The sequence below is a fragment of the Treponema sp. OMZ 906 genome (assembly GCF_024181185.1).
Lineage (GTDB): Bacteria > Spirochaetota > Spirochaetia > Treponematales > Treponemataceae > Treponema.
In genome coordinates, this window is sequence record NZ_CP051196.1 from 1,231,533 (window position 1) to 1,244,226 (window position 12,694).

Here is a 12,694-nt window from a genome sequence, read left to right on the forward strand (position 1 = left end):
ATTTCTCCCCTTGAAATATACTCCTCCTATCGAGGGTTTCCTCGGTAAAGAGAAGTTCATTACTATGCAAAGAACACGATTACTTCCCGAAGAAAGAAAAAAGGAAATTAGAAAAGCAGCCGCACGGAAATTCCTCGAAAAAGGATTCTCAGCAACCACAATGGAGGATGTGATAGCTGAAAGCGGTTTATCCGTCGGCGGGGTGTACCACTATTATAAAAATACCGGCGACATTCTCTACGACATAATGGAAGAGGCTAATAAGAGCCGTATCGAAAAGACCTTGCACCGGCATCAACAGGGAAATTACGGCACTCCTGAAGATATGGCGGCGCAGTTTATTACCGAAAAAATCATCGATGAAAATCCGTATAAGCCGCTTTACGCCATGTTTTTATTGGAAAAGAGCCGCGATCCGAAATTACAGCACCTGTTTGAAAAACTAAGTACCGACGGTTTCCAGGAAATGCTTGACGCTTTCGGACAAGCGCAGAATGCTTGCGGCATCGAACAACTCGATTCATTTTTATTTACTTTTATGAATGCACTTACGATCGGTTTTGAATATCTTGGCGAAAAAGAACTTTTTAAAATGAAAAAACAGGCGATCACCGAAATGGTCAAAGCCTATCTTGTGTATAAAAATAATGAAGAATGATTAATGGCTATCCTCTAAACACCAACCTTGAGTTTTTAGGGATGCTCAATGAGGAATTATACATTGGAGTAATCACACATTACGCATTACAAATTATAAATTACAGTATTGGAGGTCTAAATATGAATACTCAAAAAGGGTTATCGGTAAAAGACTTGGTAACAACCGGTATTTTTACCGCATTGATGATTGTGTTTACAATGCTCGGCGGCATGTTTTTTGCACCTAATCCGGTATTGACGTTTTATATGCCGATGGGCTGCGCATTATTGTGCGGTCCGGTATATTTGTTTTTAGTCGCAAAGGTTCACAAACGCTGGAGCATTACCATCCTCGGCATCATTTTAGGCTTTTTCTTTTTTGTTACCGGAATGCATTGGTCGATGGCACTCGGCAATATCGGAATGGGCATTATCGCCGACATCGTTGCAGGGATCGGCACCTATACCAATAAAAAACTCAATGCACTTTCGTATATGCTGTTTATGCTTTCAAACACCTTCACCTATCTCATCTTTTTTATCGACCGGGATAGATGGATACACGCTATGCTGAAAAAAGGCACCGACGCTTCCTACATTGAAACCATGAACACCTCGGCAGCATCATGGATGCCTGTCGTGATTGTCGGCGGAACATTGCTCGTTGCAGCATTCAGTGCATGGGTAGGCAGCAAGATGCTGAAAAAACAATTTGAAAAAGCAGGGGTTGTGTAATAATTAGTAATTTGTAATGGATAATGGATTAATGTACCGGTTGATTACACATTACCAATTAACAAAGTGATGAGTAAGTAACTTCTAAAGATATAGACATGCGCACTTAAAATACGTATCATATAATTATGACTGCAAAAGAAGTCTTAAAATTATTAAAACAAAATGGTTGGTATGTTTATGAAACAAAAGGGTCTCATTGTCAACTAAAACATTCGGAAATGTCAGGTAAAATAACAATCCCGATGCACAGCGGTGATTTAAAACCCGGCACTTTGAATAGCATCTTAAAACAGGCAGGATTAAAATAGGAGGCTGTGTATGCATAAAATGACTTATTTAGCAGTGTTTGAACCGGCAGATAACGGCGCTTATAGTGTTTATTTTCCGAATGTTGCAGGCTGTATAAGCTATGGAAAAAACTTTCAGGAAGCACAGGCAATGGCACAGGAAGCTCTTGAATTGCATATATACGGTATGGAAAAAGACGGAGATAAATTACCGATTGAAAATTTTTCCAATATACAAACCAATATAGGTGACATAGTATATGCAATTACTATTTATCCTGATTTTGTAAAAAAAGAAATGGATAACAGAAGAGTGAGAACAAATTGTACTATCCCATATAATTTAAAACGAAAAGCAGAAGCGCAAGGGATAAACTTTTCTCAAGTATTAGAAGCGGCTTTAGAAGAATTATGCAGTTGATAACTGCGTATTTGTTATTCCTTGTAATGCAGACTGTGAAATAATTTAGTAATGCATAATTTGTAATGAGAGGTATTCATCTAATTATGATTATGCATTGGATTACCCATTATCAATTGCTAAAGAGCTATTTTATGGAACAACGAGTAAAACTCATTCTTGACCCGCGGACAAAGCTTTTTATACTGCTTTTGTGCGTTATTGCTGCCTCTCTTGCACCGTCTCTTTTATACGGAGCAGGGCTTGTCGTCCTTATTGGAATGATGGGAATCTTGTGCGGGTATTGGCGTAGTGCACTAACGGGGATCGTCGGTTATGCGCTCTTGTATGCGCTGACACTGTGGGCAGCCGGTCTGACGGGCACATTGAAGACAACACTGCTGGCTGCGTTTGGGCTGTTTCACAAGGTATATCCCTGCGGTATGATGGGCGGCTTGTTTATCACTTCAACAAAGGTGAACGAATTTTTATCTGCGATGCACCGGCTCCGTGTTCCGAAAAAGATTGTTATTCCGCTTGCAGTGATGATCCGTTATTTCCCCACAATCGGTGAAGATTGGCGGTACATTAAAGATGCAATGCGGATGCGTGATGTGTCGCCGACGCTTGCAGGATTTGTGAAACAGCCGACCATGACCGTTGAGTGTATTTACGTGCCGTTGCTGTCAGCAGCATCAAAAACAGCTGACGAGCTTTCTATCGCTGCCCTTACCCGTGGTATCGAAAATCCCCATCCGCGAACGTGTCTTGTGCAGACTCAATTTAGATTTGCAGATGCCATAACTGCTGCGGTCTTTTTACTGTATACAGCGTTGGCATTATTTTTTTAACAAGGTCTTATACTGTCATGATAACGATACGAGATGTTTCTTTTACCTATTCCGGTAATGAAACGGATGGCATACATCATATCAACTTAGAAATACAAAAAGGTGAATGCGTTCTGCTCTGCGGACGTTCCGGTTGCGGCAAAACAACGGTTACGCGGTTGATCAACGGATTAATTCCTTCCTTTTATATGGGCACACTCACCGGTTCCATACTCATCGACAATCAGCCTGTCGGCGAATTACCGCTGTATAAAATTGCTAAGCAGGTCGGTTCGGTGTTTCAAAATCCGCGGACACAATTTTTTAATGTTGATACCGACAGCGAGATTGCATTCGGTATTGAAAATGAAGGATATCCGCAGGAGCAACTGATACAGCGGGTACGGCAAACAGCCGAAGAGTTGCATATCGAAACTTTGAGCGGAAGAAATATCTTTGAGCTTTCCGGCGGCGAAAAACAAAAAATCGCCTTTGCCTCGGTGTATGCAATGAATCCCGATATATATGTACTTGATGAACCCTCGTCAAATTTGGATTCGGAATCGATTACTGCGCTGCAAAGCTACATACGGAATATAAAAGCACAAGGGAAGACAGTCATCGTTGCGGAGCACCGGCTGTATTATTTAGCTGATCTTGCAGATAAAATCGTATATATGGAAAACGGCACCATCACCCGCATATTCACACCGCTGGAGTTTAAGTCGCTTTCTGCTGAAACACGTCATGAGATGGGACTGCGGGCAATTCATTTGCAGGAAGAAATCCCTTTCTCTCTACATAATAAGGCGATGGATATTCGCTCAGAAACTCCCTGCCGTATGAACGGAGCAGCGTCGGTTCAGACCACACAAGATACGGCTCAGTCTCCCCAACCGCCGGTTCAGCCAGCGCTGGCAGAGCCGCTTACGTTAGAGCTGCAGAATGTTTCACTGTACCGTAAGAAAAAACTCATCCTCCATGATCTTTCTTTCTCTGCCCATGCAGGAGAGATTATTGCAATTACCGGCGCAAACGGTATGGGAAAGACAACCTTTGTCCGTGCATTGTGCGGTCTGCACAAGGAAACATCCGGCAGTTTTCTATGGAACGACAAGCCGCTTAAACCGAAAGAACGGCTACAGCGTGCATATATGGTGATGCAGGATGTGAACTACCAGCTTTTTGCCGAAAGCGTGGAGGCAGAATGTTCATTCGGTTTGAAAACAGCATCGGAGACTGCGGTAGAAGCAGCGCTTAACGCTTTGCAGTTAACGGAAATTCGTACACGGCACCCCGGCTCTCTTTCAGGCGGACAAAAACAGCGGGTTGCTATTGCGGCAGGACAGGTAAGCGCTAAGCCGCTGCTTGTGTTTGATGAACCCACAAGCGGACTTGACTACGATAGCATGGCGCGGGTTTCCGCTGTTATCCGCAGCCTTGCAGCGGGGCGCATCATCTTTGTCGTTACTCACGACTATGAGTTTATACATAAAGCCTGCACACGGATTTTGCATTTAGGAAACAATACGCTCCTGTCCGATCCGCAGCTCTAGAAATGTAGATTTATCCAATAGACTATGAGGGGCGGAGATGGTAATACTTGCAGTTTCGCGGCAGTGCTCTGCGCCGGCGGTGTGGATTGCAAGATATAGAAAAAGAATGTAATGGAGGCAGAAATGAAAATTGAACATATTGCTATGTATGTCAATGATTTGGAAAAAGCAAAAGACTTTTTTGTTGACTATTTTGGCGGACATCCCAATGCCGGATACCATAATAAAACGACCGACTTCCGCTCATATTTTATCACCTTTGATGAAGGTGCACGGCTGGAAATTATGAAAAAGCCGCATGTAGCGGATTGTGAGAAAACACTTGCGCGTATAGGGTACATCCATATTGCGTTTTCCGTCGGAAGCAAAGATGCGGTTGATGCCTTAACTGAAAAAATTAAAAACGCCGGATACGAAGTTGTAAGCGGGCCGCGGACAACCGGAGACGGATACTATGAAAGTTGTATTGTCGCCATTGAAGATAATCAAATTGAAATTACGGTGTAAAGAGAAAGCGTAAGGTGGTAACATGATGTGGGCGGTTTTTGCATTTCTATCCGCTGTTTTTGCAGCACTCACTTCTATTCTGGCGAAAGTTGGGATTGAAGGAGTAAACTCAAATCTGGCAACAGCGGTAAGAACGGTTGTGGTATTAGCTATGGCGTGGGGCATGGTTTTTATTACCGATACGCAGGATGGAATTATGGACATCAGCAAGAAGAGCTGGATATTTCTGATTCTTTCAGGCTTGGCTACAGGTGCTTCATGGCTATGTTATTACAAGGCATTGCAAATCGGCGAAGCATCCAAGGTCGTGCCTATCGATAAGTTAAGCGTAGTCATTACATTGATTTTAGCAGTGATTTTTCTGCATGAAAATATGAATGCAAAATCGATACTTGGCTCGCTGCTGATTACGGCAGGCACCCTTTGTATGGTGTTATAAAGATGGTGCACTGTTTGAATATCAAGATTACGGTAGCATAATCCATGAGTAGTTTATCATCAATCCTCAATCATCACTGTGTAAGACGACTAAAAACAGCCTGATGTGTGTACCCGAAGCAACCGTCTGGCATCTTGACTTAAAATGCCTTTGTCATAAAATATCGGTATGAAACATATCTATACGAAAATGCTGCCATTTATGGCGGCGCTGGTTGTTATTTCCTGCGGAAGCTGCTCAAGTAAAGACGAAATCAAGCCGCTTACCGAAGGAGGTTCTATGAAGTTGACAAGCACGGCTTTTGCCGACGGCGAAAAAATGCCCCAAGAATTTGCAAAACTCGGAGCGAATCACATTCCTCCGCTCGAAATCGACGGTGTACCGGAGGGTACAAAGAGTCTTGCGATTATCGTGCACGATCCGGATGCGCCGCTTCCCGGTGGATTTTATCATTGGACGCTGTGGAACATTCCGCCGCAAACAACGTCGATCGGAGAAGGTAATGTACCGCCGAATGCCGTCGAAGGCGAAACGAGCTGGGGTACGAGCGGCTACAACGGACCTCAACCGCCGTTCGGGACGCACCGCTATATTTTTTATCTCTATGCGCTCGATATGAATCTGAGTCTTCCGGCGGGCAGCAGCGTAAAAGAGCTGAAGGCCGCGATTAAGGGGCACGCAATCGAAGCTGCTTCACTTACGGGTATGTTCGGTGCTAAGGATAACCCCTGACCAAAGCAGTGAAAAATTATCCGTATACTATACAGCTCTAAATATAGCTCTAAACCCATTATTCACCGAGGAGATGTAGGGAAATGAATTTATTTTTGTGCTCACACTTTTCAAAAGTAGGCGCTCTTCTTAAAGATCTCATTGCGGGAAAAAGAGTTGCTTTCATTCCCACTGCATCGATACATGAAGGGTATACAGGCTATGTAGGGTCTGCCCGTACATTATTCAAAAAATTAGGAGCCGAGCTGACTGAAATTGAGATTTCAACTGCAAACGCTTCCGATATTACACAGGTGTTTGACGCAGCGGATATTATTTATTTTACCGGCGGTAATTCATTTTTCCTTATTGATCAATTGAGGAAAACCGGTACGGATACGTTGCTAAAGCAACAGCTGGAAAAAGGGAAATTATTTATTGGAGAATCAGCAGGCGCTATTGTATGTGCTCCGGAGCTTTCTTATATTGAAAAAATGGATCCTATTCCGGAAGATTATTCTCAGAGTGATTATGCCGGATTAGGACTCATCAATTTTTATGTGCTGCCGCACTATCTTACCGCACCATTCAAAAAAGTTACTGCAGACATTATGCAATCATTCTCAAATATCGAACTATGCGCTATCAATAATGCACAAGCTCTTAGTGTTAAAGACGGAGTACGGAAGTTTGTGAGTGTAGAGAAAGAGTAAAATACAAGTATGGAATTTGATGAGATGAACGCTGCCCCCATTATCAAACACATTGCGGTGCGCAGCGTAATATCAAAATCAAATTTACCCGTAGCGGATTATTCCGTTAATCCATACACCGGATGTACACATGTGTGTAAATATTGTTATGCGTCTTTTATGCGAAGGGAGAATATTGATTTATGCTTTCAATATTAGGTGCAGTATTATTTGGAATTATAGCAATTATGACAGTTCTTGTTGCTTGCGGTTTTCCTTTGGGCGAATTTACAATGGGAGGACAACATAAAATCTTACCTAAGAAATTGAGAGTTGCGGCAGTCATTTCGGTGGCTATCCAAATTTTTGCAATGATAATTATTTTGCAAGCCGGAGGTTTTATTTCCTTGTGGTTTTCTTTTAAGGTTACTAAATATATTTGTTTCTTCTTTGCCGCTTACCTATCTTTGAATACTATTATGAACATGATTTCAAAAAGTAGGAAAGAAAAATATGTTATGACTCCGCTTTCACTTATTGTCGGAATATGTTTTTGGATAACGGCATTTCAGATGTAGTATGTAAAATGAGGATAATCTACAGTGCGTCAAATTGGAAAAATATGAGAAAAGTGATATAGTAGGATGGACGAGAAATTGACAAATTTGAATTTGAAGAGGAGAAACTTTCCCATGAAGAAAGAAATCAAAACAATAGAGAAAGATGGATATAACGGCGTATACTGGCCGAATCCGAACGGCAGTAAATATTGCATGATTGCCATGCTTGGTGATGATACAAAAGACATGATGGCAAAGGGTGGCGTCAAATGGCTTCAAAAGAAAGGTCTGAATGTCCTCACAATGTCACCGGCCCCAAAAGATTACGGTCACCATAACTATCCACTCGAACGTTTTGAGAAGGCACTTGCATTTCTGAAGACGATGGGTAATGAAAAAATCGGTATTATGGGTGCCTCGACAACTGGTATGCTTGCGCTTGTCGCAGCGTCATGCTTTTCGGAAATAACGCTTACGATAGCCATTTCTCCTTCTGATTTTGTGATGGAAGGTTTTTATCAGGATGGGAAAGACGGGGCTCACGAACGTCCGGGAGACGGAGAGTCATCTGTTTCGTATCACGGTAAGCCGCTTCCTTATCTGCCCTATGCGTATCGCCATCCGGAATACTGGCAGAAAATATCTGAGGAATCCAAACGGCGCGGCGCGATGGTTGCCAGTCGCGATTTGTTCGATGAATCGGAGAAAAGGCATCCCGTGCAGGAAGCCGAGAAAATAAAGGTGGAGAATATAAAGGGCCGCATTCTGCTGATTGGTGCGGAGGATGATGTACTTTGGGATACCTGTAAATACATTCGTAGAATGGAAAACAGGCTGAAAGAAAGGGACGCGGATAACAGTGTAGTTCTCATGACCTATGAACATGGAACGCATTTTATATTTCCGCAGACCATGTTAACAGGCATTCTTCCCGTGGGTTCCGGGCTGTTTATCAGCATGGCTTTTAAGGAGGCAAAGCAGTATCCGAAAGAGTGTAAGCAGACGAGGATTGATGTTGATGAGCGCTTATCGGAGGAACTAAAGCAGTGGATAAATTCAGCTTCATAAATCCCGGTTTGTCGAAGTAAAAAATCAAATAGGATATTACCAAGAGGAAGCAAAAGCAAATTGCCGATACTTCCTTTTTTGTTGTCAAAAATTCAAAAAATGGAAAGGAGGCATGATAAAAACTAAACGAACAAGCGGTAATGTGATACGCTGAAGTGATTCAGCGGAACCCGGGCATTAGTTCGCCATTTTTAGTAAGGGCATGACCCTTGTAAAGGAGTTGTTACGATTAGAAAATACGAGTGAAAAGTGATACCCTAGTTTGACGGGACTGGGGAGCCGGTGGAAGGCAGTGTTTTTCTTCGAACAAAAAGTTCGGTAAGGAGTTTGTGTCAAAGCCGGCCACCGTATAACAAAATGCGGCTTGCCTTTGGGCGAATTTACAATGGGCGGACAACATAAAATCTTACCTAAGAAATTGAGAGTTGCGGCAGTCATTTCGGTGGCTATCCAAATTTTTGCAATGATAATTATTTTGCAAGCCGGAGGTTTTATCTCCTTGTGGTTTTCTTTTAAGGTTACTAAATATATTTGTTTCTTCTTTGCCGCTTACCTATCTTTGAATACTATTATGAACATGATTTCAAAAAGTAGGAAAGAAAAATATGTTATGACTCCGCTTTCACTTATTGCCGGAATATGTTTTTGGATAACGGTATTTCAGATATAGTGTGTAAGATAAGGATAATCTACTGCCCTGCGTGATTGCGCCTTTATTTTTCTATTGCCTTAAACAGCGCTTGATACTCCCTTGCGTTTTCCGCTAAACAGACACACCAAAATTGCACATTCACTTCCGGATCGGATAAAGGAATAGCGACTTTACCGTGCGGAATGGCATTAGCGCTATTCGTAATATTCGTTATGAATGAAGGTAATTCGCTGGCATGTACAATTTCACGCAAAGTCGAAAGCTCGCTTTGTTCTAAAAACACTGCGTCAGGAATTTTTTGTTTGCATACCGAATACCAAAAACCGATGGTATTGTGGATCAACAGTTTTTCTCCGGCAAGGTCTTGCAGTTGCAGCGTTTTTTGTTTTGCAAGCCGATGTGAGACCGGCAAAAGTACGGAAAGCTCTTCTCGAATAAAGGCTTTACAAATATACCGTGACGTTCCATCAGACTTTTTTTCTTCAAGCGGATGGAGCAGTATAATCAGATTGTATGTTCCGTCATCAAGTCCGCGGATAAGTGCAGCCTCTGTTTCCTGTAAATCACTCTGTATTGTTTTACCGGTAAAAACTTTTGATGCGATCGGTGTCAATTCCCACATCGGAGCCGGAGCAATCGAGCCGAAAGAAAAATTGCGCAGTCTACGGTCTGCTTCTCGAACAGCACCAATCATATCATCATGTGCAGAAACAACAACGTGTGCATGCTGTGCTGCAAGGACACCTACCTCGGTAAGCGCAATATGATTTTTAGTACGACTAAAAAGCGGTACCCCAAGCTCGGCTTCCAAATTCTGCATAGAGCGGCTTAAAGCAGGCTGAGACGTGTGCACCATCTCTGCCGCTTTAGAAAGCGTTCCGTATTCTGCAAATGCCACAAGCTGCCGCAACTGATAAAGTTCCATAGGTATAGTATATCTCACTATGCACTTCTGATATAGTGCCTTGCAAAACTTTTATTGTACATAGTTTACTCTCTTTGCTATATTGAAAACAGCCAAATACACTAAGGAGGAAAACGATGGATTTTGTGACGTTATCAAACGGTGTAAAGATGCCGGTTCTCGGTTTCGGTGTGTTCCAAATCGATGCAAAAGAAACGGAACAGCGTGTGCTTGATGCAATACGGGCTGGATACCGTTTAATTGATACAGCCCAGTCGTATTTTAATGAAGAAGGCGTTGGGGCTGCGGTGAAAAAATCTGGTGTTGCACGGGAGGAACTGTTTATTACAAGCAAGGTATGGATTGAACACTACGGGTATGATGCGTGCCGAGCGTCCGTCCTTAAATCACTGGCAAAGATGCAGCTTGACTATATCGATCTTATGCTGCTGCATCAACCTTTTAACGACTACTACGGTGCGTGGCGGGCGTTGGAAGATTTATATGACGAAGGTAAAATAAGAGCAATCGGTGTGTCGAATTTTTATCCTGACCGTTTGGTGGATATAGCTTCGTTTTCCCGGATTCGTCCTATGGTGAATCAAGTAGAAACACATCCTCTTCATCAGCAAATTGAAGCGCATAAATGGATGGAGAAGTACAATATTGTTCATGAAGCATGGGCTCCGTTCGGTGAGGGGCGCGGAGGACTTTTTGAAAATCCGGTACTGAAAGAAATCGGTGCAGTATATGGTAAGACTACTGCGCAGGTAATGTTGCGGTGGCTTTTGCAGCGGAATATTGTCGTACTTGCAAAATCGGCACGGGTGGAACGTATGGCAGAAAATATTGCAGTATTCGATTTCCGTTTAAGCGATCAAGATATGCAGCGTATAGCTGCACTGGACAAGGCTGAAAGCTCGTTTTTCTCCCATTCAGATCCGAATATGGTGGAATGGTTTGTAAAGATGATCGAAGAGCGGAAAAAGAAATAATGTATCGGAGGTGATGATAATGAATAGAACAAAGAAAACAGGTCATGCGCTTATTCTAAAATGTACCCTGTGCGGAGTGCTGTTATCGGCCGGGTTGTTACTGTCATTAACAGGATGTGCAACAACAAATCACAACAATCTTGTGATTGCAAAGCAGGGGATGTTTTCCTCAGGCGGAATCGTGGTGCGTTCAGCAGGAGTGTTCAACCCTGAAAATCAATGGGATGCAAGCGGATCCGGACAAACAACACATGCGGATCACGCAAATGTATTGTATCAAATTCCGGCGGTGGAAACAGAACTTCCGATGGTGTTCTTACACGGTTATGGACAGTCCCGTATGGGTTGGATGACAACACCGGACGGGCGTGAAGGCTGGAGCAATCTTTTTTTGAAAAAAGGACACAGTATTTTTTTAATTGATGAACCGCGCCGGGGTGAAGCGGGACAGAGTTCGGTTGGCGGAACCATCAGTACAAAGACATTGGATCAGAGGTGGTATACACAGTTTAGAATCGGTCGATGGGAAAATGGACGCTCTGTAGTCAATATAGGGTCTCAATTTCCGAACGATGATGCATCGGTGGATCAGTTTTTCCGGCAGATGACACCCGATACCGGTATGAAATCGGATATGGGGGCTGACTTTGATAACGAAATGGTTGCAAAAGCTGTAGCCGCAACGATTGACAGGGTCTTTGCAATGACAGGTAAAAAATCAATTTTAGTAACACATTCCCAAGGTGGCGGACCGGGATGGACGGCAGCAAAATACACCGATCATATTGCTGCAATTGTCGCAGTTGAACCGGGTGGAGCACCAGGAACAGACAGCGAAGATTTTAAAGCAGTGCTTTCTAAAAAAATACCGGTAACATTCTATTTCGGCGACTATATTGATAACGGTGATTCTAAGATTCAAGCGACCGGAATGTGGCAGATGATGCGTAGGATGTGCTATTCATTTGCGGAAAGCTATCGGGCACAAGGCGGAGACGCAACGGTTATCGACCTTCCGAAAGTAGGTATCACCGGTAATAGTCACTTTCTGTTCCAAGAATTGAATAACAAAGAAATTGCAGATCATGTTGAAACATGGTTGAAAACAAGGGGGTTATGATGATGAAATCGATGAAAAAATGTGCGGCGGTTTTTGCCGCTGCGGCAGTGTTTTTTACGGCGGCTGTTTCCGCCTTTGCCGCGGACGACAATACGCGAAACGCTAAAAAAGTACTGGTCGTTTATTATTCGGCGACCGGCACAACCGGGCGCTTGGCGAACATAATCGCAAAAGAAACCGGAGCGGATTTGTTTGCGTTAAAGCCGAAAAAGCCTTATACGTCGGCGGATTTGAATTGGACCGATAAAAACAGCCGTGTCGTTAAGGAACACGAAAAGGGTGCAGCCAATGTTTCGGTAGAACTTGAAACCGCAAAGATACCGAATTTCGAATCCTACGATACCGTTTTTATCGGCTATCCGATTTGGTGGAGCGAAGCTTCGTGGGTTGTGGACGGCTTTGTTAAAAATAACAATTTTACGGGCAAAAACGTGATTGCGTTCTGTACGTCGATATCGACCGGAACGGGCGAAAGCCGGAAACGGCTTGAAAGACTTGCGAAAACCGGTAATTGGGTGACAGGTGAACGGTTCCCCAGCAGCTTTAGCGAGGTAAGTGTAAAGGCATGGCTGAAAGGTTTAGGTTTTTAAGGTAGA

The 12,694-nt window shown here is 43.2% G+C and carries 17 protein-coding genes and 1 pseudogene; 17 read left to right on the forward strand and 1 reads right to left on the reverse strand.

All coding sequences use genetic code 11. The features are described from left to right. The first annotated feature begins 64 nt into the window (after nt 1–64). From E4N69_RS05430 to E4N69_RS05490, 14 genes and pseudogenes are all read left to right on the forward strand, one after another. Nucleotides 65–658 (forward strand): TetR/AcrR family transcriptional regulator, encoded by a 594-nt coding sequence (locus tag E4N69_RS05430; RefSeq protein WP_253824748.1) that lies wholly within the window; start codon nt 65–67, stop codon nt 656–658. A 122-nt stretch (nt 659–780) separates the two neighbouring features. After that, nucleotides 781–1,374: an MptD family putative ECF transporter S component gene (locus E4N69_RS05435; RefSeq protein WP_253715536.1), complete on the forward strand. Its 594-nt coding sequence runs from the start codon at nt 781–783 to the stop codon at nt 1,372–1,374. 128 nt (nt 1,375–1,502) lie between these two features. Then, complete coding sequence (locus E4N69_RS05440; protein WP_253824749.1) at nt 1,503–1,685, forward strand: type II toxin-antitoxin system HicA family toxin; 183 nt, start codon at nt 1,503–1,505, stop codon at nt 1,683–1,685. 10 nt (nt 1,686–1,695) lie between these two features. Beyond that, nucleotides 1,696–2,085 carry a type II toxin-antitoxin system HicB family antitoxin gene (locus E4N69_RS05445; RefSeq protein WP_253715537.1) on the forward strand — a complete coding sequence of 130 codons (390 nt, stop codon included), beginning with the start codon at nt 1,696–1,698 and terminating at the stop codon, nt 2,083–2,085. Nucleotides 2,086–2,219: 134 nt separating this feature from the next. Then, nucleotides 2,220–2,915 carry an energy-coupling factor transporter transmembrane component T gene (locus E4N69_RS05450; RefSeq protein WP_253824750.1) on the forward strand — a complete coding sequence of 232 codons (696 nt, stop codon included), beginning with the start codon at nt 2,220–2,222 and terminating at the stop codon, nt 2,913–2,915. Between the two features lie 17 nt (nt 2,916–2,932). Continuing rightward, on the forward strand, nt 2,933–4,450 hold the full coding sequence (locus E4N69_RS05455) for an ABC transporter ATP-binding protein (protein WP_253824751.1): 1,518 nt from the start codon (nt 2,933–2,935) through the stop codon (nt 4,448–4,450). A 123-nt stretch (nt 4,451–4,573) separates the two neighbouring features. After that, a complete protein-coding gene (locus E4N69_RS05460) occupies nt 4,574–4,957 on the forward strand; it encodes a VOC family protein (protein WP_253824752.1) in 384 nt (127 codons plus the stop codon). A gap of 22 nt (nt 4,958–4,979) precedes the next feature. After that, nucleotides 4,980–5,396 (forward strand): EamA family transporter, encoded by a 417-nt coding sequence (locus E4N69_RS05465; protein ID WP_162663392.1) that lies wholly within the window; start codon nt 4,980–4,982, stop codon nt 5,394–5,396. 168 nt (nt 5,397–5,564) lie between these two features. Further along, complete coding sequence (locus E4N69_RS05470) at nt 5,565–6,128, forward strand: YbhB/YbcL family Raf kinase inhibitor-like protein (protein WP_253824753.1); 564 nt, start codon at nt 5,565–5,567, stop codon at nt 6,126–6,128. A gap of 83 nt (nt 6,129–6,211) precedes the next feature. Further along, entirely contained in the window at nt 6,212–6,820 is a 609-nt protein-coding gene (locus E4N69_RS05475) for a Type 1 glutamine amidotransferase-like domain-containing protein (RefSeq protein WP_253824754.1), read from the forward strand. 24 nt (nt 6,821–6,844) lie between these two features. After that, nucleotides 6,845–6,988, forward strand: a pseudogene (locus E4N69_RS12800) (radical SAM protein); the annotation flags it as partial. A 14-nt stretch (nt 6,989–7,002) separates the two neighbouring features. Then, nucleotides 7,003–7,377 (forward strand): hypothetical protein, encoded by a 375-nt coding sequence (locus E4N69_RS05480; protein WP_206182503.1) that lies wholly within the window; start codon nt 7,003–7,005, stop codon nt 7,375–7,377. Between the two features lie 114 nt (nt 7,378–7,491). Next, a complete protein-coding gene (locus E4N69_RS05485; RefSeq protein ID WP_006188636.1) occupies nt 7,492–8,427 on the forward strand; it encodes an acyl-CoA thioester hydrolase/BAAT C-terminal domain-containing protein in 936 nt (311 codons plus the stop codon). Between the two features lie 349 nt (nt 8,428–8,776). Next, nucleotides 8,777–9,097: a hypothetical protein gene (locus tag E4N69_RS05490; protein ID WP_371922147.1), complete on the forward strand. Its 321-nt coding sequence runs from the start codon at nt 8,777–8,779 to the stop codon at nt 9,095–9,097. Between the two features lie 43 nt (nt 9,098–9,140). Here E4N69_RS05490 and E4N69_RS05495 read toward each other — a convergent pair whose 3' ends face one another. After that, nucleotides 9,141–10,004 carry a LysR family transcriptional regulator gene (locus tag E4N69_RS05495; protein WP_253824755.1) on the reverse strand — a complete coding sequence of 288 codons (864 nt, stop codon included), beginning with the start codon at nt 10,002–10,004 and terminating at the stop codon, nt 9,141–9,143. A 116-nt stretch (nt 10,005–10,120) separates the two neighbouring features. On the opposite strand from E4N69_RS05495, the gene E4N69_RS05500 reads away from it, so the two are divergent. Genes E4N69_RS05500 through E4N69_RS05510 form a run of 3 tightly spaced genes read left to right on the forward strand, consistent with a single transcriptional unit; the run spans nt 10,121 to nt 12,688 of the window. Further along, on the forward strand, nt 10,121–10,978 hold the full coding sequence (locus E4N69_RS05500; RefSeq protein ID WP_253824756.1) for an aldo/keto reductase: 858 nt from the start codon (nt 10,121–10,123) through the stop codon (nt 10,976–10,978). 19 nt (nt 10,979–10,997) lie between these two features. Beyond that, the gene (locus E4N69_RS05505; protein ID WP_253824757.1) at nt 10,998–12,098 is read left to right on the forward strand and encodes an alpha/beta hydrolase; all 1,101 of its coding nucleotides are present in this window, start codon (nt 10,998–11,000) and stop codon (nt 12,096–12,098) included. Beyond that, nucleotides 12,098–12,688 carry a flavodoxin gene (locus tag E4N69_RS05510; protein ID WP_253824758.1) on the forward strand — a complete coding sequence of 197 codons (591 nt, stop codon included), beginning with the start codon at nt 12,098–12,100 and terminating at the stop codon, nt 12,686–12,688. The genes E4N69_RS05505 and E4N69_RS05510 overlap by 1 nt, the downstream gene beginning before the upstream one ends. Nucleotides 12,689–12,694: the final 6 nt, after the last annotated feature.